Genomic DNA, 23207 nt, shown 5'->3' on the forward strand with positions numbered 1-23207 from the left:
TCGGCGACCAGTTCCTTCAAACTTCGATTCTCCTTCTCCAGGGACTTGATCTCTCGCAGCCGCTTGACGGTGACGCCGTGGCGGAAGCCGTCCTCACCCATCTCGGAGAACTTCTTGCGCCAAGCGTAGTAGGTGGCCGGGTAGACGTCGTACTTCTCCAGCGTAACCTTGACGCCTTTTTCGGAAGCCTCTTTGATGATCTGCAGCTTGTCTTCGGTAGTGAATTTGCGCTTTGACATGGTGAAAAATTACAGTTTTTGAACTGTAATCCGTTCCGATCAATTAGGGGGGCAATACACCGCTGGGGGTGACCGCGCCAGTACTCAATGACCGGGTAGCGTACTTTTTTTTTAGGTCATAACCCACCTCCTGACTCGCCAGGTCGAGCGTGGTCTGCAACAGGTCGATTTCCATTTGCTTGCAACCAACAATCCGTTCCAGTTCGGCCAGTCGGGCCAATAGGCGTTCGATACGCTTGCCTTCGCTTTCCATTTCTACCACCGTACGGGTACCTTTGATGCGATCTGAATATAGGTAGATCCACTGGTAAAGCGAGGTGCGACTGACCTGCCAGAGCCGACATCCCTGGGCGATGGAGACCTCTCCCGCGGTGAGTTGCGCAACGCAGCGGCGTTTGAAGGGCTCGCTGAAGCGCCGCGTGTACTTCTGGTTAAGGGTGGGGTGTTCTGAATTTGATGACATAATCGATGTGTACGATTGTGTCAAGCTATTTCAGGCATGGACAGTTGCTGGTTGCTGGGAACGGTTTGTGGGGGTTGTTGTGTTGGGTTTGGGGTGGCTGTTCGGTGGCCTTAGGTCAGGTCGTGGGGGGTGGGGATTACTACCTGCTGGCGTGTTCAGGGTTGTTTGGGGGCTGGTATTTGGCTGGACTTGTGGTGTATATCTCGGCTGTTCGTGTTTAGCCAGATATATTTCTCTTGGTAATTTGTATTAGTTGTGTATTATTGGTGGGTGGGTGGTGTGTACGCGTTGATAATTGCGCTTCTATAGTGTGCGTATGCGTAATGCGGATGTGTTAGTGTTGTGTGCAATGATAAACAAGCCCCAGTTCAAATCAGAAAAATTATACATTTTGCGAAAACTAGATAATAGAAATTGATGATGAATTTATTTGAAACTACTGACCGAAGCGATGAATCACACATGAGAGTGGATGAGACGCTATATGAGTTCTTTAATAGAAGTGCCTCCGATTACTCAATCCGGTTAAGGGATCGCCTAGAAAGCTGGTTTAAAGACTACCCAGAGAAAGAAAAGAGCGATTTGATATCATCCTTTAAAAACGACTGGTATCCATCCTATTTTGAGTTACTCTTATTTAGGATATTCCATACTCTCAAATTTGGTGTAGTAGTTCATCCAGAAATGGAAAACACTACCAAGCGGCCTGACTTTATGTTGTCGAAGGACGGAATTGTTATATACGCTGAGGCGAGATTAGCACGAGACAAAAGTGAGAAAGAAGAAAAAGTAGAAAATATAACTAATGAAATAGTCGATAAGATTAATAAAAATGTTGCTTCCGACAGTGTTTTTCTATCAATATACGATATACAAATCAAACAGATAAAATCGGAAAAACTTCAAGAACTGTACCGGCGGCTAAACGAATACATTGAAGAAAACAAAGAAAAGATCAGGGATGAAAGCTATTGGATATCATCTGAAAGATACAAGGATCGATTCATCTATGAATGTGAATCGTTTAGAATAGAATGCTCATTAATTCCTAGAACTATATCGACAGAAAAACCTGTCAACATAGTGGGTATCCAAGGAAGTGCCGCACAAATCATAGATCCTATTCAGTATCTCAAAAACGCAATTAACCGCAAAGCTGGCCGATATGGGAAATTAGATAAGCCATTCATTGTTTGTGTCCAGATTGGCTCTGTGTTTGGTGCGCATGATAGTGAACTCGATGATCTAATGTTCGGTCAAGGAGTATACTCAATGACTACGAAATCGTCTTTTAGAGAGCATAACGGAATGTTTGGAAGTGAAGTTAATCCTAAAATGACAAGAGTTAGTGGCGTACTTTTCGTTCGATCTGATTATATGGTTCCTGAGTCAACTACATTACGCTATTACAAAAACCCCAACGCAAAATACCCTTTTGATTTCGGCGGATTAATCGAAAAGCACTCCTATAATTGGAAATCTATTCAAGTACAAATCGGAGAATTTGACTCTACAGTATTAACTCATAGCGATCTAAATTAATCCTAACAGAAGACAAGAAGAAAGTAACCTTTGTTTGGACCTTGCATCAAGTTCCATTACCGTTGTAAATTAAATTATATTAATTATTTAGTTATCTGTGAAATGCACACAACACTGCCTACCACGCACAGCCGCCGGATAGGCTTGTTGGTGCTGTGATTGTTTCAGAAGCAACCGTGGTAAACATCGACACCCGAAGTGTTAGTTGGTGAAGGCGGCCGTCGGGTAGGCCCCCGTTGGAGTGAAAGGCTACACTTCGTTCCGCCTTCCACTCCAACGTGAGCTGCAATTAAAACTACTGAAACTAATTCCAGTGAACTCAGAAATATCCAACGCCCCCCCCTTACAATTCACAATTTTATGGATAAAAATGTTATAGGAATAAAAGATCTTGTTTTCTCCAATTTTGAAGATAATTACATTGAAACTCTACTAACTATCCTGGAAAGCTTATCGGCAGAACAAATATTTAGAACCGCAGACGCCGACGGTTTTGAAGTTATTATGCAAGGATATGATGATTTCCTTGCTGAATTAACACTGGATCATCATAATCTTAATATTGATAAATTCGTTGAACAGATCACCGTTAGCCAGAAACGAAATATTAACCGACATAGACAACAGTTCGAGAATTTTGTGTTATTGATTGAATTATGCAAATCAATTTTTGAGATAGTTATAGACAGAATCTCCAAATACAAGAATGATCTGAGTGAAACCCTGAAAGTAGCTATTTCACTCTATGGATTAATTTTGAGAAAAGCTAATCAAATCTTCTTGCTGCTAATGTCTGGTCAAGAAGACGCAGCAATGGCTGTCTGGAGATCGTTATATGAAACTACAGTCGTATATCTTGTTTTAGTTACTGAAGATGATGAAGTTCTTACTAAAAAATTTGTAGAGCATTCAGACATTGGGAGGTATAAGAAAGCCATAAGTTATCAGGAAAACCATAAAAGCTTCAATTTTCCGCCTTTGGAAGACGATGTTATTTTGAAATATACACGTCGTAGAGATGCATTGAAGAATAAATATGGTTTGGATTTTGTTAAAAGCGATTATGGATGGGCCAATGATCTTTTTGGACACAAGACAACATTTATAATGCTAGAATCCAGATTAGCGCTTGAAAAGTTCAGACCATATTACAAGTTTTGTAGTGAATATGTACATACGAATTTTGCGAGCTTTTTTTCATTCAAAGAGGGAAATATGATTAATCTTTACAAATTTGATGAGTTCAACATAACCAGGGTTTCAATTGTTGACCCAATGCAGTACACAGCTAGTTTGCTAGACGAAGTAACTGACTTTATCCTGTGGCGATTCTCGATGCCTAAAGAATTGGATGCCAATCGGTTTTTAATAGTAAGAACATTCAATAGGCTGGTCGAATCTCTGGGCGAAGAGGAGTGAATCGGCTTATAAGCTATATTGATCTGAAGTTAATTAGCAACTTATTGATATCCGCAATTATAATCAATTATTTCTCGCAGGGTATGCGTATGGTTCAAAAATAAATTTAGCACCATGAACAAATTCAGGGAAAGTAGAACTCAGGAGAAGCTATCAGAATATCACATGATTTCTAAAATCTACGAACACATTTGGTTGAAGAACAAACCTTAATTGTCAATTGTGAAATCAGACGTTGATAAAGGAGTAGATCTAATAATTATTGACAAAAGCTCACCTCTATACATACAATTAAAATCGGTTTCCGCAAAGAGGTGGAACACCGACTTTTCTATATCTGAAAACCTATACTGTCAGAAAAATTGGTGCGTGATTGTTATCAAAATTGAAGAGCAGCATAGCCAACTAAAATATAAGTACAGGCTATTGAAGAATAATGATGTAAATATTTTAAAACTTGAGGCTGTCAAGGGTAAAATTCTTGATTATCGCAAGGTGCAAATTTACCAAAGTCACGAAGTTTCACTTGGAGACCTATTAGAGTTTCTCACGCCAGAAAAGTAATGCCGCTAAAACTGCACCAGCGTACAGCTTCCAATCGTCAGCCGTCGCCGGCGCCCCAGTTTGGCGCAACCAAAAGCTGCAGGTCAAGTTGAAAAATCGTGGTTAACCAAAATATTTGCTACTTTGATTTAAAAAGAGAGATGGAGAAACACCCAAAATACACTATCACAGACAAACCATTCTATACTAAAACCGCCCTTCAATTGGCTGTGAGAAGCAAAATTTCCGGATACTCGCCTGGTAGCTACCTACAAGGAAAGGATTTTGAATTCATGACCGAATACTTACGGCAGTGTCACATCTACTGGAATTACAAATCTAGATCCGGTGTAAGTAAAATAGAAGTGGTAAAAAACTTGAAGAACCCTAAAACTAAAGGTATCATTCTGCATCTTAAATGTGGCGAAAAGGAAGTAGTAAGCTATACGCTAAGCAAAATTGAAAAAAGAAATTACAATCAAGAATTTAGAGATGTCATGAGATATGTAGTGAAGCCCCAAATCTACGAGGCTAAAACAAAGTATTTTGATGGTAATGAATACATGATCTGCTCTGTGACTAAAGAACCGTTCGCTTTCGAAGATTGTGATGTAGATCATATTGATCCTGAATTTGAAGAAATTGTAAAATCATTTATTGATAAATTTAAAATATCAATCACTCCCGGTCTTTTCCCAGATGTTAAAGATTTTGACGGAACCTACAAATTGACTGACACAAAGGTCACGGATCTATTTTATAATTATCATAAGTCAGTATGCAATCTACAATGTGTATCAAAAAATGGTCATAAAATAATTACTGCTCGGCGAAAAAAATAATCTTGTTGGCAGTGTATCACATGTAATGGTGGACGGCCAAATTGTGCTGCCAGAATATGTAAACAATCGCGGCCACGTGATTGGTGAGCTTTTTGGAGAACGGCACGCTCCGCCGCTCCAGCCGGCTGAACCTGGCGCGCACCCCGGTAAAGTAGCCCTCAATATGGTATGTCAGTGCCTTAAATGCTCGGTACTATTCCCTCAGGATGGTTGGGTAGTAGGCATCCTAATTGTCGGTAGCGAAAGAGCAGTTTTGCCGTAGCCGATCGGGTAGTTTGTCAAGGAGCCGCTGCGCTTCCTTTTTGCCCCTTCCGCGAACGTGAAAGGTTAGAACCTGCTTAATCGCCAGACAATAAATCATCCAGGCCCACCGCTTCCTCTGCTTAAGGCCAATGATTGACCACATCTCATGCACTTGCAATTCAACGCCTTGCAGTTCTTCCTCCGTCAAATTGTCGAGCAACTCCCAATCTACCCCAAGATCGGCCGAGGTCTGTTCCCAGACAGAGGCGGCGAGGTCCTGTACGCTTCCCCCTACCCGCAACCACTTTTAAGTAGAACTGACCCTAAATTAGTTCACCTTCCTAAAGTGGTTTCACCATGCGAAAAAGCAAGTTTACCCCCACCCAGCGGCTCGAGATCCTGGCCCAGGCCGACGCCGGCACTCCCGTAGCCGATCTGTGCCGCCAGCACCAGATCAGCGCCGCGACCTTCTACAAGTGGAAGAAGGAGCAGGCCGACGAGGCCGACGAAAGCAAACGGCGGATCAAGGAGCTCGAGACGGAGAACGCGCGTTTGAAAAAGATGTACGCTGAGTTGAGCATCGACCACGGCATCCTCTCCGATGGCTATGCGATGCTAAAAAAGGTGCTATGTTAAAAACCAAGGTTTTACCAAAGCACCTTCATGCAACAGTCTCGGTAAAGCCAGCCTTCACCGCCGCTCACGGCAGCAGGCCAATCCCCCTTATCCTTCCAACTCCCGGAGCACCACGGCCAGCTCAGCTTGCGTGAAATTGAGTATCCCCCTAATTTACTGAGGCCCAACCCGTCGCAATGTTATGAATGGTTTACTCTATTTGATTGCCCTACTATCGATCGGAACGCTCGCGGGACAGGAAGCAGCTGAACTTCCAGGTCCGGCCAAGGTGGTCACCCAGCACATTCTCAGCGATTACATGAAGGGTGAGGTTGATTACCACGTTTACATTCCCGACGCCTACAAGCTGGACTCAACCCATTCGTATCCGGTAATTTACTGGCTCCACGGAAGTGGTGGCTGGCCTCCCGGCGTGCTTAATATGCTGGCCGAACGGTTTCACGCGGCAATACAAAGTGAGAAAATAGCCCCCGCCCTGGTTGTTTTTCTGGACGATGGCAAAAGGGAAAGTATGTGGGTAGACTCGAAAGACGGCACCGTCAGAATGGAAAGTGTCATCATCCGCGAACTCATTCCACATATTGATACGTCCTTCAGAACCATTGGCCAGGCGCGAGGCCGGCTGCTGGAGGGTGGCAGCATGGGAGGCTACGGCGCGGCCAGACTGGGACTGAAATACCCTGAGCTGTTTACCGCCATTTCACTGATCAATCCGGGACCTATGCAGGAAGTCCTGAACCCCGAGGAAGCCCCGGTTGCCGGAAAGGCCAAAGCACAGCAAACGTTGGACCGCGTATACGGTGGGGATACAGCGTTTTTCCGTCAGTTAAGCCCTTGGCAAATTGCCATTGGTAATGCCCCCAACATTCGTGGCAACCTGGAAATCAGGATGATCCTCGGCGGTGCGGATCCCAGTCTAAATAATGTATTGAAATTCTCTGATCACCTCAGCCAACTGGACATTGAACACTCCACCACCATCCTGGAAGGAGCGGGGCATTCGCCAAAAGAGATGTTTGCAGCCCTGGGCGACAGCTACTGGGAGTTTTTCAACCGGCATCTTCCAGCGCCAGAGTAATAAGCTAGCGGGTTCTGGTTCACAAAATGTGCCCGTTCTACTCGCGGTTCAAAGCGGAATATGTGAAACAGGGTACCGCCTGCCTCTTATGCCCGCAAGAGGAAGCCACCGGCTCGGCGGTGAAGTTGACGAGAAACAGTGTTATCCCCCTTCGGGAGATGGCTACCCCAAATGACGTAGCGCCCTACCAGCTGCAGAAATACCCGGCAGGGGCCAGCTGCGCCAATCCCTACAATGCGATTGGGCAGGCTTCACGTCCAACTGCGGCACCAGCGCCAGCCGCAAAGAGTAAGGGATTGATGCCCTACCCGGACAGCGGTAGTTCCTGGCAACTTCCCTATCTTGATGGTTGTTCGAGCTAAAAACGGATCATCATGGGCTTTCACGTAGAGTTACCGGTGGATTTGACGGCCACAGATTTCGATCTGAAGATGCTGTTTGCCAGTAAGTTGTTTGAGGAAGGCATGATCACTTCGGGACAGGGGGCACGGATGGTAGGCATCAGCCGTCGCTCATTTGTGGAACTACTGGGCCGCTACGGAGTCTCGGCTTTTCAGACGGAGGAAGATGACCTGCTAGAAGACATTGCCAATGCCTAACCGGGCAGTCATCGCCGACGCCAGTACGCTCATCGGGCTGCATAAAATCAAAGGACTGGACTTGCTCCAACAATTGTATGGCCACGTTGAGATTACGTCCATAGTCAAGGAGGAGTGCGCTGTAGATCTGCCAGGGTGGATTCAAATAAATGATCGATATGATCCGGTAGCCTACCGCTCCCTCTATCCCAGCCTGGACGCCGGTGAGGCCAGCTCAATTGCCTTGGCGTTGACCCTAGAGAACGTATTGTTGATAATCGATGAACGGAAGGGGAGGAAGTGGGCACGGTCAATGGGTGTGCCAATTACTGGACTGATTGGTATACTGATCCGCGCCAAACAACGTGGGCTGATTTCATCGGGCAAACAACAGCTGAATAGCTTGCGGGAACAGGGTTTTCGCTTGTCTGACAGAGTATACGAGCTGGCCCTGAAAGAAATGAATGAAGAATAAATACGTCGGATAACAGTATCCAAAACCAAAGGGGGCACCAACCCCAGGCCGGTGCCCCCTCCGGGCGGTGTGCGGTGATGTTTATCGCTTAGTACCCCACGTTCTGGTTCAGTTCGGCGTTGCGCTGCAGCTCCTGGTCGGGCAGGGGCAGCAGCAGGTGTTTTTCCTCGAAGACGGGGCCCCAGCTGCTCTTGTGGCCGATGAGGTCGACGAAGTTGATGGTACCGTCGGTGGCTTCGGGGTACTTTCGGGTGCGGATCATGTCGTACCAGATCTTGAAGTTGAGGGCCAGTTCGCGGTTGCGTTCGGCCCAGACCTCCTCGACGAACTCCTGGACGGACAGTTCCGACAGCGCGCCGCTGATCTCGTCGGCGGACTGCCGGTAGTAGGCGCGGCTGCGGACCTGGGTGAGGTAGTCGACGGCCTCAGCCGTGACCCCTTCGGAGCGGGCGATGGCCTCGGCGGCGATCAGCAGCACCTCGGCGTAGGTGTAGGCGGCCACCTCCAATTCGGAGTTGGCGGGGTTGGTGGTGCCGAACAGCGCCTGGTCGTCGTGCCACAGGTAGGGCTGGAAGCGGAAGGTGGTCGTGTTGCCGTCCTCGTCGGTGTAGGTATTGTGCCAGAGCTGCTTGTTCTGGATGCGCAGGTCTTCGTCCTCGTCGTACATGGCCAGGAACTGGTCCCGCGGCTCGTAGGCCTGGTTGGTGATGCCGTAGTTGGTCTGGCTCGTCAGGGTCACCGGGTAGGTGTAGGCGGGGTAGCCGGAGCCGGCGATGCCGATGGCGAACTCGATGGGGTAGACGAACTCGGTGGCGATCACCTCCTGGCGGCGGATCTTGTTGTAGGCGCTATTCTCGGGAATCAGCTCCCCGCTGGCGTCGCGGGCGTTCTGTGCCAGCGAGTGAGCCCCGCTGTTGATCACCAGCCGGGCCGCGTCGGCGGCGGCGGCGTAGTTGTCGTTCTGCAGGGGGAAGCCGCTGCGGGTCAGCTGCACGTCGGCCAGCAGGGCGGCGGCGGCGGGGCGGGAGACGCGGTAGCCGTTGCTGACCATGTTGGTGTTGGCCAGGCCGGCGGAATTGACGGCGAACTCCAGGTCCTGGACGATCAGGGCGTAGACCTCCGCGGAGGAGGACCGCGCCCGGTAGATATCGTTGGTCGATTCGTAGGGCTCCGTGATCAGGGGCACGTCGCCGAAGTGGCGCACCAGCATGAAGTAGGCCCAGGCCCGGAAGAAGCGGGCCTCGCCGAGGAGGCGGTCCACCTGGGCGTCATTCAGGCCGGGGGTGGTGGGGATGTACTTGATGGCGTTGTTCGCGCGGCTGATCTCCCGGTACATCTGCGACCAATAGTCGTTCAGGATGGAGTTGGAGTTGATGGCGTTGAGCTGCAACTGCTGGGCGAACCCGATGTAGGCGTACTGCCCCTTGTAGTTGTTTTCGAAGAAGCCCGACAGGTAGGGGCCGTACATGATGTTGCGGCCGTTGTACACGCCGCCGTTCATCCAGAGGGCGGGGGCGCCGTCGCGATAGAGGGCGTTCACGGCATTCTCGGCGTGGGCGGGCTCGGTGAAGAACTGGTTCAGGCTGGCCGAACTGCGCGGCTCCTCTTCGAGGAATTCGGAACAGGAGTACCCCGCGCCGCCCAGGAGCAGCAAAATGGCTAGTTTGATAGCGTTCATGGTCATTTAGAATTTGAGGTTCAGGCCGAAAGTGAAGGAGCGGGGGCGCGGGTACTGGAAGAAGAAGATGTTCTGGCCCCACTGGTTGCCGCCCCAGGAGGTAGCCTCGGGGTCCAGGCCCTGGAACTCGTCGGAGTGGGCCACGAAGACGTTCTGGGCGTTGAGGTAGATCCGTACGCTGTTCATGCCCAGCCGGTCGAGCGAGTTGCCGTTCAGGTTGTAGCCGAGGGTGAAGGAATTGCCCCGCAGGTAAGAGCCGTCGACTACCCAGTGGTCGTCCACTTCGCTGTTCTGCCCAGCCCAGGCCTGGTGGCGGATCTGCTGCACCATCGTGTTCTGGTTTTCCGGCGTCCAGGCTTCGGTGAGGATGGTCCGCAGGCCGCTGGCAATGCCGGAGCGGTCCTCTACGGAGTGGTAGTACTGCTGCATGATGTCGGCCCCGAGGACGAACTGCAGGTCGACGGTCAGGTCGAAGTTGCCCAGGGTGAAGTTGTTGATGAAGCTGCCGGTCACGTCGGGGAGCCCGTGGCCGATGATCTCCTTTTCGGTGGTGCGCTTGGCCTCACCCGGGATGCGGCCCACCTCGGCGGCTTCGTCGGCCTCGTCGGTACCCCAGGTTCCCAGGCGGCGGTACCCCCAGAAGGACGACAGCGGCTCGCCCACCCGCAGGATGGTCTGGCTGCCCGATACCCAGAAGGGGCCCGACTCGATGTCCTCGTCGTTTTCCCCCAGTTTCTCGATGCGGTTTTTGTTGTAGTTGAAGTTCAGGTTGGTGCTCCAGCTGAACTGGTCGGTGGAGACGTTCTGGGTGCTGAGCAACATCTCGATCCCGCGGTTCGACACGGAGCCGATGTTGTCGAAGATGGAGCCGAAGCCGGTCGTCTGGGGCAGGGGGCGCGCCAGCAGCAGGTCGGTGGTGAGCTTGTAGTAATAGTCCATCTCCAGGTTGAGCCGGTAGTTGAACAGGGCCAGGTTGAAGCCCACGTCGAACTGCTGGGTTTTCTCCCACTGCAGGTCGGGGTTGGCCAGGCCGTTGATCACGGTGCTGGTGACCCGCTGGCCGTTGATCAGGGTGGTGCCCGAGCCTACGGTGGCCAGCGACTGGTAGGAGCCGATCTCGGTGTTGCCGGTGACGCCGAAGCTGGAGCGCAACTTCAGCTGGTTGATGACGGGGTTGTCGGCGAGGAAGTCCTCCTCCGAAATCACCCAGCCCACCCCGACGGAGGGGAACCAGCCGTATTTGTTGCCGGCCCCGAAGCGGGAGGAGCCGTCCACCCGGCCCGTCAGCGTGAGCAGGTAGCGGTCGTTGTAGCTGTAGCTGCCGCGCAGGAAGTAGGAGTTGAGCGTCCAGTCGCTGTAGCCCGAGCCCGGGGCTTCGGGCTGGCTGGCCGCGCCGAGGTTGTTGAAGCGGAAGAAGTCGTCAGCAAAGCCCCGGGTGCTGATGCCGAAGCTCTCATCCGTGCGCTGCTGGAAGCTGAACCCCGCCACGCCGCTGATGCTGTGGGGGCCGATCAGCCGGTTGTAGTTCAGGTAGTTTTCCTGCTGCCAGTAGTTCACCTGCTGGTTGCTCTGGCGGGCGAAGCCCAGGGGAGCGGAGATGTTGATGAGGTCGCGCGGACTGTAATCCTGGAACAGCCGGTCGTGGTTGTCGAAGCCGAACTGGGTGCGGAAGTTCAGCCCCTCGGCGATGTTGAACACCAGGTAGGCATTGCCGAAGAGCTGGGTACGCTTGGCGAGGCGGTCCTGGGTTTCCAGTACGTGCACCGGGTTGGCCATGGCTTCCAGGTTGAAATTGCCGCCCAGGTCGGTACTCTTGGAGTAGGTACCGTCCGGGAAGCGGACCGGGAAGATGGCGGGCATCTCGATCATGGTGCGCCGCGGCGACTGCCCGCCACCGCCTTCTTCGAAGCTGTTCTCCTTGGTCACGTTGGTCAGCAGGTTGAAGCCGAAGGTGAGCCAGTCCTTGGGCGAGCCCTCGTAGGCCACCTTGCCGTACAGGCGGTTGAAGTAGTTGTTGAGCATGATGCCCTCCGTACCCGTGTAGTTGAGGAACACGCCGTAGGAAGAGTTGCTTGTACGCTGCTGGATGGAGAGCTGGTGGCTGTGGGAGATGGCCGTGCGGGTCACCTCGTCCTGCCAGTCGGTATCGTAGAGCGGATTGCCGTTGTCGTCGAAGAAGAGCGGATTATCGGTGGTGAAGCCGGGATCCCGGCCCCCGGGGTATTTGGGAGCGTTCTCCATGCCGCGCCGCACGACTTCCAGCCATTCGTCGGCGTTGAGCACCTCCATTTTCTTGCGCAGCGTACCGGCCATGGCGTAGCCGTCGTAGCCCACCACGATGCCGTCCTGGTCCGGGCCGCGGCGGGTGGTCACCAGAATGACGCCGTTAGCACCCCGCGCGCCGTAGATGGCGGTGGAGGAAGCGTCCTTCAGCACCTCCATGCTCTTGATGTCGTTGGGGTTGAGGAACTGGATGTCTTCCATCACCACCCCGTCCACCACGTAGAGGGGGGCGGAGTTGGAGTTGATCGTGCCCAGGCCCCGGATCAGCACCCGAGGACTGCCGGTGGGGGAGCCGGAATTGAGAAAAATATTCACGCCGGCCACCTTGCCCTGCAGCCCCTGGAGGGCGTTGGTCACGGGGGCGCGGAGCAGTTCCTCGGAGGAGATGGTGCCGATGGCCCCGGTCACGTCCGACTTCCGCTGGGTACCGTAGCCCACCACGACTACCTCCGAGAGCGACTCCACGTTGGAGCCCAGGGCGATGTTCAGCACGGTCTGCCCGTTGATGGGCACCTCCTTACGCTCGTAGCCGATGGAGGAGACGATCAGCGTGGTGGCGTCGTCGGGCACCGTGATTTCAAACTTGCCGTCGATGTCCGTTACCGTGCCCGTATTCGTGCCCTGCACCAGGATGGTGGCCCCGATGAGCGGCTCACCGGTCTCGGCGTCGGTCACTGTGCCGGACAGCGTCTGTTCGGTTACATTCGATTGCACATAGGGGGGCGGGGACGCAGGTGCCGGGGAAGGGGCGAACGGCCGGGCGCTCAGGTTCGGCACGGCGAGGACCAGGCCGGATAGGAGCACGCCTATCCAGGTCCGAAATTGCATGACCATGGAGTAAAATTTTGCTGGGTTAAGGTTGGGTTTCTCGCAATTAATTCACAAATACCAGTGATGCGACAATAATATCCCACTTTGGCGGCTCCACCAAGTAAATCACCGTTAATTGGGGATTAAATACCCATTTTAACCTTACCGCCTGTTCCCCGGGATATAATTAACGGGACGTAACTACCTCAGTCAATAAAAATTGGCTCAGTAAGTACGGCGAGGCATTCCTGGATGCCTTCGCGGAAATTGCCCAGCCGCAGGTTTTCGTTTGGCGCGTGGATGCTGTTGTCGGGGTTCGGGATGCGCAGCGATACGGCCGGCAGTCCGAGCAGGTTGACGAAGGGACCCATGGGCTGGGAGCCCCCGGTGGTGCGCATCCTTACCGGCTCGCGCCCCAGTCCGCGCTGTACCGCGTCGGTCAGCCAGTGGTCAATGGGGGTATCCAAGTTCGTGCGAAAGGGCACCGACCCGAGGCTGGAGGTAAAGGAGATCAGCCGGGAGTGCGTCAGCCGCTCTTCCTCGGTGGGCAGGCTGTCGACGAAGTGGTAGCCCCGCTCCGCGATGAACTGCCGCAGCAGATCGACCTGCCGCTCGCCCGGGGTTTCGGGCACGAGGCGCATATCGATCTCGACGATCACCTCGTCCGGAATGAGGGTGCGCACTTCCTTGCCCGTCCAGCCGGCCCGCAGGCCGCGTACGTTCAGGCTCGGGTACTGTAGGGCTTCCTGGTAGGTTTCGCCCAGCGATTCGTTTTGGGCGATACCGACCATTTTGCGGATCTCCTCCCGGGTTTCCGGCACCTTGTTCATTTCCGCCTTGTCGGACGCGCTCAGGTAGACACCGTTGTAAAAGCCCGGGATCAGTACCCGGCCGCCCTCGTCTTTCATGGCCGCCAGCAGCCGGGCGGCCTGGAAGACCGGGTTGGGCGCGAAGTTGCCGTACTGCCCGCTGTGGAGGGGGTAGGCGGGACCGAAAATGCGCAGCGTCACAGTGGCAATACCGCGGGCGCCGAAGGTCAGGGTGGGTTCGTTGCTGACGTGGCGGGTACCGTCCATGATCACCAGATAATCCGCGACGAAGAGGTCCCGGTGGGCAGCCACGGCGGCAGGCAGGTCGTCGCTGCCGAGCTCTTCCTGGAAGTCCATGATCACCTTCACGTTGTAGGCTGGCTCTATGCCCCGTTGCTGCAGCACGTCCAGTGCCGTGATGAAGGCCGTGGCCGGCCCCTTGGAGTCGGAAGCCGAGCGGGCGAACAGCCGCAGTTCGGGATCAAAGTCCCCCTCCGGCCCCTGCACCGTGGTATAGCTGCCGTCCGCTTCCTTGCGTTTCCAGACGGCCTGGTAGGGGTTGGGCTGGTCCCAGGCGGCGGTGTCCACCGGCTGCCCGTCGATCTGCAGGTAGAACAGCACGATGGGCAGGCCGCTGCCGACCTTTTTTTCCGCGAAGAGGAGGGGTTGTCCCGCCGTTTCCAGCCGCGTGACGGTAAAATCCAGTTCGTCGAACCGCTTGCGGCACCACGCCAGGTTGGCCTCCACCTGTTCGGGATAGTTGCCGTCGTTGGGGATGGCGAGGAAGTCGACGAGTTCGTCCACCGCGGCGGGCAGGGCCTGATCCGTCAGTGCGGCGATGGAGTCGGTCGTCAGCGACTGACACCGGGCGGCCCCGGGCACCGTCAAAGCAAAAGAGAGGAACAGCAGAATGTGTAGTGGTTTCACCGGCAATGCGTTGGTCCCTTAAAGATCATGACTTTCTTCGGCTTTTGGGCCGTTGTATGGAACCTGCGCGCCGGCGCCCTGTGGTAACTCTTGGCCTGATGGGGTAATGGGTTGAGCAACTCTAGGCGCGATGCTGTGTGGACCCTAAGGTTTTTTAAACCGCAGATTACACAGATCCTTTTTCGCGGATTAACACAGATTATTCGCCTGCGGCGAAATAGGGGCCAACCACGGAGGGCACTGAAGACACTGAGGCCTTGGCAGAGTGCTCCGTGGACCTCTGTGCCTCTGTGGTGGGAACAACCAAGCGAGCGAAGCGAGAAGAAATCCGCGAAATCTGCGAAACCAAATCCGCGCAATCTGCGGTAAAAAATGAGCGTAGCGAGGAATGGGCCTCGCGGATTTGGTGACCGCGAGCGCAGCTCACGAACCATCTGACGACGAGCCCAGGCTAATCATATCATTTTCACTATTTTTGAAATGATTAACCCATAAAATCGTGTCACTCTACAATTGGCAATACGAAGCTTGGCCCAACTTCCACTGGGACGCGCCGGCCATTCAGGATCGGCTGCAGCGGTACTGCCGGGACAGTGTTGCCCTGGTCGATCGTATCCGGTTGCTTCCGGAGGAGGAAGTGCACGCTTATCTGCTTGAGCGGCTGGTCGAGGAGGCTAGAAGCACCTCAAGTATCGAGGGGGAGATAATGAGCCGCCACGACCTGATGTCATCGGTGATGAACAACCTGAACCTGGGAGGTCATGCAAAAAGCGTACACGACCTGAAGGCCAAAGCAATCGGCCAGCAGATGATCCTGAACCGCGATACCTTCTCTCGCCCCCTCACGGAGAGCACCCTGAAATACTGGCACGAGTTGCTGCTGGGCCACGAAAACCGCCTGACCGCGATCGGCGAATACCGTCAGGGGCTTACGCCTATGCGCATCGTGAGTGGTCCGGACTATCGCCAGGAAATACACTTTGAGGCTCCCCCCGCGGACCGCGTGCCCACGGAAATGCAGCCGTTTGTTGACTATTGTAATACGTCCAGGCCCCAAACGGTGGCTGGGGTGACCAAAGCGGGTGTAGCTCATCTCTGGTTTGAAAGCATTCATCCTTTTGAAGACGGAAACGGGCGCATTGGCCGGGCCGTAATGGAGAAGATGCTTAGCCAATCCCTCGGCGTGTTCGTCCCCTTCAGCCTGTCACACGCCATCGAGCGGAGAAGAAAGGAATACTACGTCGCGCTGAATGCGTCAAGTCACGGCCTGGACATCACCCCCTGGATGGTCTACTTCAGTGAAGTGCTGCTCGAGGCACTCAACCATGCCAATCAGTTGGTCACCTTCACCTTGCGCAAGCACGAATACCTGACGGCAGTTGGCAACCAGCTGTCGGACCACGAACGCAAGGCCATCGGCAAGATGCTCGACGCCGGGCCGAGTGGATTCCAAGGCGGGATGACCACAAAAAAGTACATGCGTATCACCCGGGTTTCTCAGCCTACCGCCGCCCGCGCGCTGAAACGGCTGAGCCTGATCGGGGCCCTCCTGCAGCGGGGCCGGGGACGCGCTACCCACTACGTGTTGCCCTTTGGCGGGGACGCGTAGCGAGGAATGGGCCTCGCGGAAATAAGGCAGCGCAGTTAATTTGGTGACCGCGAGCACAGCTCACAAGCCACGCCCAGCCCTGGAAGGGACGGCCTCACCTAGCGGGGTCGATTCCGAGCGAAGCGAGGAATGGGCCCCGCGGATTTAGTGACCGCGAGCACAGCTCGCGAACCGTGCTCGGCCTATAAGGCCTCGACCTTAGTCCCCGGCAGCAACCGCCGGATCACCCGCTCGATCGTAAGGCCCTGCACCAGGATGGAGAAGACCACCACCACGTAAGTCATCACCAGGAACATCTCGCGGTTCATCTCCGGGGCCAGGCTCAGGGCAAGGGCAATGGAGATACCGCCCCGCAAACCACCCCAGGTCATGATCGCGTCGGTGTGGGGTACGAAGTCGAGTTTGCGCTCAAACACCTTCACGGGCAGCCACAGGGAGGCGTAGCGGCAGAGCAGCACAATCGGGATGGCCAGCAGTCCGGCCAGGAGGTAGCTGCCCTCGTAGGTGAGTACCAGCATTTCCATGCCGATGAGGACGAAGAGGATGGCGTTCAGGAGGATGTCGATCAGTTCCCAGAACTTGTCGACGTACTGCTCGGTGGTTTCCGACATGGCCGAGGCCCGCACCCGGTCGTTGCCCACCACCAGGCCGGCGGCCACCATGGCCAGGGGGGCGGAGAGGTGGAACTGCTGGGCCACCACCGTGCCGCCCATGACGGCCGCCAGGGTGAGGATGACCTCGACGCTGAAGTCGTCGATCGACTTCATCAACTGGTAAGTGATCCAGCCGATGACCAGGCCGAGCAGCAATCCGCCGAAGACCTCCAGTCCGAACAGTTCCAGGATGGCCAGCGGATCGATGTCCTCCCCGGGGGCGGAGGCGATGCTGAAGAGGGTAAGGAAAAGCACTACGCCCACCCCGTCGTTAAAGAGCGACTCGCCCACGATCTTGATCTCCAGTTTTTTCGGGGCCTCGGCCTGCTTGAGGATGCCCAGCACCGCGATGGGGTCGGTCGGGGAGATGATCGCCCCGAAGAGGAGGCAGTAGACGTAGGCCACCGGCGCGCCGAGCAACTGCAGCAGGTAGAAGGTGGCCGTCCCGATGAGGAAGGTCGACGTCAGTACCCCCAGGGTGGCAAAAGCGATGATGGGCCACCGGTGCGCCCGCAGTTGCTGGAAGTTGGTGTGCAGGGCCCCGGCAAAGAGCAGGAAACTGAGCATGTAGTCCATCAGCACCATCTCGAAGTCGATCTCCCGGATCAGCCGCGCCTCCGCCCGCAGCAGGGTATCGTCGAAGAAGCTGAGTCCCAGCACCCCCAGGGTATACACCAGGGTGATGAACATGAGGCCGATGGTCGTCGGCAGTTTCAGAAAACGCACGTTGAGGTAGCCAAATACGGCGGCCAGGAAGATCAGGCCGGAGATGATTAGGTAGTAGTTCATGAGCTGGTGGGTGCTGGTTGGTAGCGCCGACTGGAAACGGTCCGGTGGCTGGCTATTGACCGGTCGACCAGGGTGTGCTTTAGCTTTTCGGCATGGGCGTTCAGCATCACTCGGATAGCGTAGCCAGGGTAACGGTCGATCAGGTCGTGATGGAGTTGGAGTTCGTTCATTTAGCTAGGGGCGGGGTCGCAGGTGCAATACAAGGGATTAATCCCGTAGCGATAAGCGATAAGGTATTCTCGGATTTTGGCCAGCAGGTCGCGTACGGGTTGTCGAATGGTATCGACTTCCGCATTCGAGTACTCCTGATCGTCGTCATAGTCGCCTTCGTCCGCCAGAGAAATACGCGCGCCACTAATTTCCCATCATCCCGGGTGAAAATATCCTTTTTGTCAAACCGGCGGTTGAAGGTCGCGATGGTACCCTTGTGCATTCTTGCCTCTTCGTTTATCGACAAGGTGAGCGCGGACAGGCTATCGTACAGCGCGTAGTAATAGCGGTTGACGGAAAAGGTAGGATGCGCCTGCTGCATTTCCTCCGCGATCTCGAAGCATTCCGCTGATTTATTCAGCTGCAGTTCAATCAGGCGTTGTTTTTCCGCTTCCGTCATAGGGCAATGCCTTCTTCTCTGACCCGATCGAAGAGGGGGATGGGCGACTGCCCCCGGTCCCATACTACCTTGGGGTACACTACCAACTGGATCAACACATCGTGCGTCAACATCAACTCGTAGACAGGGTCGACGAGTAAATCCTCTACCCTGCGCCCGTCGGCGTGTGAGGTAGCGACAAAAAAATCCCAGCCCGACTCATCCCCAAAATCTCCCCACGCGCGGGAACCGAAGAGGTGTACGCTCGCCTCCGGATCGATGTCCATTACAACCGATTTGACGGCCGCCAGAAGCTCCGTTGCCCGGATATCGGGAGGAATGTTCATTGCACTAAGGTAACCAAAAGAGGGAAGCCCCGCAGGGCCGGTTCCTGCTTCCCGCTTAGTGATTCCGATAGCCACCGGGCCCGGGTATGAGATCGACGCACCCAGACTGCACCGCCTCGATCCCAGGGAAGCCAATCCGCTGCCGCCGGGCCAAATTATACCTCCCCATTATCACGCACTGGCCGATAGTGCCGATTCACCCCCGTCAACTTGCTACCTTAAAGCCTCCAACTGAAATCAGGCTTTCATGGGCGTCACCCTACTGACCTTTCTGCTGTATACCGGATTTGTAGCCTTTTACGCCACCTGGCAATTGCGCCGGGACGAGCTCGATACGCAAGACGGTTACTTTCTGGGGGGCAGATCACTGACGGGGGTGGTCATCGCGGGTTCCCTGCTGCTCACCAACATCTCAACGGAGCACCTGGTGGGGATGAACGGCTCGGCCTACCGCAACGGGGCCATCATCATCGCCTGGGAAGTCACTTCCGCGCTGGCGTTGATCGTAGGCGCGCTTTACTTCGCCCCGAAGTACCTGAAGATGGGTTTAACCACAATCCCGGAGTTTTTGGAAAAGCGCTTTGACGGCCTTACGCGGACGATCGTGGCCCTGCTGCTGATCATCTCCTTCGTGGCCACGCTGCTGCCCATCGTGCTGTACACCGGCGCCCTCAACATCGAGGCGATATTCGAGATCTCCGACCTGTTGAACATCAGCGAACGGGAGGGGATCTGGGTGACCATTCTCGTAGTCGGAATCATCGGGGCCGTATACGCCATCTTCGGCGGACTCAAGATGGTCGCCTACACCGATACGATCAACGGCTTCGGTTTGCTGATCGCGGGCCTGCTGGTGCCGGTGCTGGCACTGCTGCACATCGGGGCCGGCAATCCCCTGGAGGGATTGAGCAGGGTATTCGAGAACAGTCCGGAGAAATTCAACGTGATCAGTCAGGAGCCAGGCATCGGTCCGGGGTCGCGGTCGGCCATCCTGCCGTTCGAGGTATTGTTTACGGGCCTGGTGATCAACCAGATCTACTTCTGGACGATGCACCAGTCCATCGTCCAGCGCGTACTCGGCGCCGTGAGTCTGAAAGAAGCCCAGAAGGGATTGCTCTTTACCGGCCTGCTGAAGATCCTGGTACCGTCCATCATCGTGCTGCCGGGCCTGATCGGATTTTACTACTACGGGGAGAGCCTGTACGACAATCCGGACAGCGTGTACCCACTCCTCGTCAAGAAGGTATTGCCGCTGTGGCTGACGGGCTTCTTCGTGGCGGTGATGATGGGGGCCATTTTCAGCACCTTCAACAGTACGCTTAACAGTGCGGCCACCGTGTTCAGTCTGGGGATTTACAAAAGGTACATCCAGCCGACGGCGGGTGAGCTACGGCTGGTAAGAGTAGGGAAGTGGACGTCCGCCATCCTGGCCTTCTTCGCCATTGGAATCGCTCCTTTCGTGGCCAATGCCCCCGAAGGATTGTACCAATTGCTGCAGCAGTTGAACGGCATCTTTTTCATTCCGATCGCCAGCGTCATTTCCGCCGGCTTCCTCTTTCCCCGGGTATCCGCTACGGGGGCGAAGGCGGGATTAGCGTTCGGACTGGTGTTCTACGTGCTTATGGACTACGGGCTGGCGGTAGATATGCACTTCGTCCACCTATGGGGGATAGAATTCGTGCTGAACCTGATCGTTATGCACGTGGTCTCCTACCTGACGCCGAAGGACCCTACCTTCATCATGCACGACGCCGGGAAACTCAACCTGAAGCCGTGGAAGTACGCCAAGGTTTTCAGCGTGATGCTGGTGGTTCTCACGCTGGCGTTCTATCTTTCACTCGGTAACGTATAGGGTAACGGTCGAGAATCGCAGCGCAGGAATTGCCCACCAATCTAAACCGGACAGCAACTGTCCACAACGAAAATTGCCATGGCGGAAGCGAAGGTCTTCAGGAATTATGAGGCGCCCGATGTGTCAGTAGCCGTACGGGAGCATTACCGCAAGATGCGTAAGAACCAGACGGTGGACTACGTGCAGCGCATGCACGAAAAGTACCTCAAATTTGATCACCCGATGGACCTCTGGGAGGCCATGCGCCACCTGAACAGCCTCATCGACGTCAGCGACCCGGACCTGGACCTGCCCAACGTCCAGCACCTCATCCAGAGCGCCGAGGCGATCCGGGCCGACGGGCGGCCCGACTGGATGCAGCTCACCGGCCTCATCCACGACCTCGGAAAGGTGATGTTCCTGTGGGGCAGCGACGAGGACGGCACCAGTCAGGCCGAGCAGTGGGGCATGGTGGGCGACGTATTTGTGGTGGGCTGCGCCCTGCCCGACTCCTGCGTCTACCCCGAGTTCAACGCCCTGAATCCCGACATGCAGGACCCCCGCTACAATACGCCCCTCGGCATCTACGAGCCGGGCTGCGGCATCGACAACGTGGACCTGGCTTGGGGTCACGACGAATACCTCTACCAGGTACTTAATAACCACTCCACCAATACGCTCCCCGAGGAGGCGATGGTCATGATCCGCTACCATTCCTTCTATCCCTGGCACTCCGGTGGTGCTTATACCGAAATCCTGAACGAAAAGGACGAAGCCTATCTGGACATAATCAAGGACTTCAACCAGTACGACCTCTACACCAAGAGCCAAAAAGTGTACGACCTGGAGGACGTGATCGACTATTACCGCCCTATCGCTGAGAAGTACTTGGGTACTGGGCCGATCTACTGGTAGTGACATCGGGTGGAGGGCCTTCTGGCGCGATTCTTTTGTCGCGAAGCCCATTCCTCGGTGCCCTCGGAATTGACTCCGCTCGTCTAGTGCCGTCCCTTCCAGGGCCGGGCGGGGTGATTTACCATTTACGGCGGGGCTACGCTATTGGTCGAGGTGCTCTATTAGGAGACGGGCATTTCTTCAGTGACAATGTACACTCGGCCTACAAGGCCTCGGCCTCAGGTGCGCCGCTCCACCACCGCCAATCCCACGCACGCCAGCCCGTAAGCGATCAGGATGCCCAGCCAGGCCTCCAGTCCCCACCGTAGTCCGTAGCTGAAGAGGATGGGGGCCGCGGCCGAACTCACCACCACGAAGAGGCGGACCGTGCTCTTGATGCTGCCCAGGAAGCGGGGGCCGTAACGCTCCGCCCACAGGGCCGGGGTGTTTACCGAATCCATGCCGCCACTCACGGCCATCAGTCCGAAAAAGACGGGTACCGACCAACTGTCTTCCACCAGGAGCAACACCAGTAGTCCCGCCACGGCCGGCAGCAACACGAAGCGCAGCAACCGCGTGGGCCCCACCCGGTCGATGAGGTCGCCGCCAAAGAGCAGGAAAATTACCCGCACGAGCCCGTAAGCACTGAGGCCGTAGGCCATGGTTTCGGGACTGTAACCACGTTGCCCGGCGATAACGGATTGATTGAAGACCAGTCCGGTAAAGACGAAGGGGATGAAAAGTACGATGGGCAGGATAAGCTGGAACCTGCGGTCCTTCAGCACCTGCGTCCGCGTCCAGGAATCCGCCTCTACCTCGTCCGGAGCGGCACGAAGGTGGGCCTCGGCCACCGTATCGGCGCGTTGGAAATCGTCGTAGCGCCGCACCAGCAGCCACACGGCGGGCACGAAGATCAGCAACACCGCACAGCCCGCCATGAGCCACACCGGACCGTAACCGTAGCTCACCATGGCATAGGTGGCCAGCGGCGGCAGCAGCACCTCGGCCACCGAAATGCCGATGATGGACAGCGCCAGCGCCCGACCGCGCCGCGCATTGAAGAAGCGGCCGATCGTGGTGGAGCCAATCAGCGGCAACACCCCCTGCCCACCCAGCCGCACCACGAACAGGCCGGCCACCAGCAGGACGGTCTCGTCGGCAAACGCCAGCAGCAGGGTGCCCACGATAAGACAGAGGGCGGTGACCGTAGAGACGTAGCGCACCTTGAACCGATCAATCTGCCGGCCGATGAGGGGCAGGATGAAGGCCGCCACCAGGGTGACGCCGGAGTACAGGCTGGCGAAGGTGCTCTCGCCCCAGTCCATGCGCTCCGTCATCCGCGCCACGAACAGACTGATGAAGAAGGTCTGCCCCACGAAACTGAAGAAGAAGTGGAGGAAGCCGAAGGCTAGGTACCTGGGGTTCATGGTCACGGAGTGAAGGGGTGAAGGATTGAATAACTGAATGAGCGTTATCCTTACCCCTCGCTTCGCTCGGGTGGGGGGAGGTACAAGGGGTGAAGGACTGAAGGGGTCAATAGCACGGCATTCATCCCTCGCTTCGCTCGGGTGGGGGCGGCAAAAGGCAAAACGGCCGTCCACCAGGGGGTTAACCGTTACCAGTTTGAAAACGGCGTAGCCCAGGCTTTGAGCAAGCGGCAGCGAAAAAGGCGACAGAAGGAAGAAGAAGGCTACGGGTCCCAAGCGGCAACACCGGCCGAAAGAACGGGATTACCATAGCCCGATCGAAGTTAATAATTTGGGCTGAAATGGCTTGATTAGTCCGAGTATAACTTCGCTCGGGTTCGTGCGGTAAGGGGGCAGGGAGTGAAGGGATGAAGGATTGAAGGACTGAATTAGCGTTATCCCTATCCCTCGCTTCGCTCGGGTTCGTGCGGCAACGCGGCAAGGGGTCAAGGGCGGCAAGGGCT

Annotated in this window: 21 protein-coding genes; 11 read left to right on the forward strand and 10 right to left on the reverse strand. The window is 55.2% G+C overall.

The genetic code is table 11. The annotated features are described in order from the left end of the window. Window positions 1–239: transposase (locus E4021_RS14950; RefSeq protein WP_136459663.1), on the reverse strand; the 239-nt coding region annotated here is incomplete at its 3' end. A 43-nt stretch (window positions 240–282) separates the two neighbouring features. Next, window positions 283–702, reverse strand: a complete 420-nt coding sequence (locus E4021_RS14955; protein ID WP_136460185.1) for a transposase — start codon at window positions 700–702, stop codon at window positions 283–285. Between the two features lie 417 nt (window positions 703–1119). Between E4021_RS14955 and E4021_RS14960 the strand changes: the two genes are divergently transcribed. From E4021_RS14960 to E4021_RS15000, 8 genes are all read left to right on the forward strand, one after another. Beyond that, entirely contained in the window at window positions 1120–2244 is a 1125-nt protein-coding gene (locus E4021_RS14960) for a hypothetical protein (RefSeq protein ID WP_136460186.1), read from the forward strand. A 360-nt stretch (window positions 2245–2604) separates the two neighbouring features. Further along, a complete protein-coding gene (locus E4021_RS14965) occupies window positions 2605–3663 on the forward strand; it encodes a DUF5677 domain-containing protein (RefSeq protein ID WP_136460187.1) in 1059 nt (352 codons plus the stop codon). A gap of 222 nt (window positions 3664–3885) precedes the next feature. Further along, entirely contained in the window at window positions 3886–4227 is a 342-nt protein-coding gene (locus E4021_RS14970; RefSeq protein ID WP_136460188.1) for a hypothetical protein, read from the forward strand. A 98-nt stretch (window positions 4228–4325) separates the two neighbouring features. Next, the gene (locus tag E4021_RS14975) at window positions 4326–5048 is read left to right on the forward strand and encodes a hypothetical protein (protein ID WP_136460189.1); all 723 of its coding nucleotides are present in this window, start codon (window positions 4326–4328) and stop codon (window positions 5046–5048) included. A gap of 600 nt (window positions 5049–5648) precedes the next feature. Further along, window positions 5649–5927, forward strand: coding sequence for an IS66 family insertion sequence element accessory protein TnpA (tnpA, locus tag E4021_RS14985; RefSeq protein WP_136460191.1), 279 nt, complete (start codon window positions 5649–5651; stop codon window positions 5925–5927). A gap of 181 nt (window positions 5928–6108) precedes the next feature. After that, entirely contained in the window at window positions 6109–7005 is an 897-nt protein-coding gene (locus E4021_RS14990; RefSeq protein ID WP_136460192.1) for an alpha/beta hydrolase, read from the forward strand. A 374-nt stretch (window positions 7006–7379) separates the two neighbouring features. Further along, window positions 7380–7604 (forward strand): UPF0175 family protein, encoded by a 225-nt coding sequence (locus tag E4021_RS14995; RefSeq protein ID WP_136460193.1) that lies wholly within the window; start codon window positions 7380–7382, stop codon window positions 7602–7604. After that, on the forward strand, window positions 7597–8058 hold the full coding sequence (locus E4021_RS15000) for a DUF3368 domain-containing protein (protein ID WP_136460194.1): 462 nt from the start codon (window positions 7597–7599) through the stop codon (window positions 8056–8058). Before E4021_RS14995 ends, E4021_RS15000 begins: the two co-directional genes overlap by 8 nt. A gap of 88 nt (window positions 8059–8146) precedes the next feature. Here the strand turns inward: E4021_RS15000 and E4021_RS15005 are convergent, their stop codons facing one another. From E4021_RS15005 to E4021_RS15015, 3 genes are all read right to left on the reverse strand, one after another. Beyond that, window positions 8147–9736 carry a RagB/SusD family nutrient uptake outer membrane protein gene (locus E4021_RS15005; RefSeq protein WP_136460195.1) on the reverse strand — a complete coding sequence of 530 codons (1590 nt, stop codon included), beginning with the start codon at window positions 9734–9736 and terminating at the stop codon, window positions 8147–8149. A gap of 6 nt (window positions 9737–9742) precedes the next feature. Continuing rightward, complete coding sequence (locus tag E4021_RS15010) at window positions 9743–12853, reverse strand: SusC/RagA family TonB-linked outer membrane protein (RefSeq protein WP_211097031.1); 3111 nt, start codon at window positions 12851–12853, stop codon at window positions 9743–9745. A gap of 182 nt (window positions 12854–13035) precedes the next feature. Beyond that, entirely contained in the window at window positions 13036–14565 is a 1530-nt protein-coding gene (locus E4021_RS15015; protein ID WP_168797629.1) for a M20/M25/M40 family metallo-hydrolase, read from the reverse strand. A gap of 499 nt (window positions 14566–15064) precedes the next feature. Between E4021_RS15015 and E4021_RS15020 the strand changes: the two genes are divergently transcribed. After that, a complete protein-coding gene (locus E4021_RS15020; protein WP_136460198.1) occupies window positions 15065–16174 on the forward strand; it encodes a Fic family protein in 1110 nt (369 codons plus the stop codon). 182 nt (window positions 16175–16356) lie between these two features. Here E4021_RS15020 and E4021_RS15025 read toward each other — a convergent pair whose 3' ends face one another. Genes E4021_RS15025 through E4021_RS15035 form a run of 4 tightly spaced genes read right to left on the reverse strand, consistent with a single transcriptional unit; the run spans window position 16357 to window position 18552 of the window. After that, window positions 16357–17616, reverse strand: coding sequence for a cation:proton antiporter (locus tag E4021_RS15025; protein WP_136460199.1), 1260 nt, complete (start codon window positions 17614–17616; stop codon window positions 16357–16359). Continuing rightward, window positions 17613–17786, reverse strand: coding sequence for a hypothetical protein (locus tag E4021_RS18170; RefSeq protein WP_168797630.1), 174 nt, complete (start codon window positions 17784–17786; stop codon window positions 17613–17615). Before E4021_RS18170 ends, E4021_RS15025 begins: the two co-directional genes overlap by 4 nt. Next, complete coding sequence (locus tag E4021_RS15030) at window positions 17783–18226, reverse strand: hypothetical protein (protein ID WP_136460200.1); 444 nt, start codon at window positions 18224–18226, stop codon at window positions 17783–17785. The genes E4021_RS18170 and E4021_RS15030 overlap by 4 nt, the downstream gene beginning before the upstream one ends. Beyond that, on the reverse strand, window positions 18223–18552 hold the full coding sequence (locus tag E4021_RS15035; RefSeq protein ID WP_136460201.1) for a nucleotidyltransferase family protein: 330 nt from the start codon (window positions 18550–18552) through the stop codon (window positions 18223–18225). The genes E4021_RS15030 and E4021_RS15035 overlap by 4 nt, the downstream gene beginning before the upstream one ends. 247 nt (window positions 18553–18799) lie before the next feature. On the opposite strand from E4021_RS15035, the gene E4021_RS15040 reads away from it, so the two are divergent. Then, window positions 18800–20404: a solute:sodium symporter family transporter gene (locus E4021_RS15040; protein WP_136460202.1), complete on the forward strand. Its 1605-nt coding sequence runs from the start codon at window positions 18800–18802 to the stop codon at window positions 20402–20404. 78 nt (window positions 20405–20482) lie between these two features. Beyond that, window positions 20483–21298, forward strand: a complete 816-nt coding sequence (locus tag E4021_RS15045; RefSeq protein WP_136460203.1) for an inositol oxygenase family protein — start codon at window positions 20483–20485, stop codon at window positions 21296–21298. A gap of 218 nt (window positions 21299–21516) precedes the next feature. On the opposite strand, the gene E4021_RS15050 is transcribed toward E4021_RS15045, so the two are convergent. Continuing rightward, window positions 21517–22704 (reverse strand): MFS transporter, encoded by a 1188-nt coding sequence (locus E4021_RS15050; protein WP_136460204.1) that lies wholly within the window; start codon window positions 22702–22704, stop codon window positions 21517–21519. Window positions 22705–23207: the final 503 nt, after the last annotated feature.

Source organism: Neolewinella litorea (genome assembly GCF_004803465.1).
Lineage (GTDB): Bacteria > Bacteroidota > Bacteroidia > Chitinophagales > Saprospiraceae > Neolewinella > Neolewinella litorea.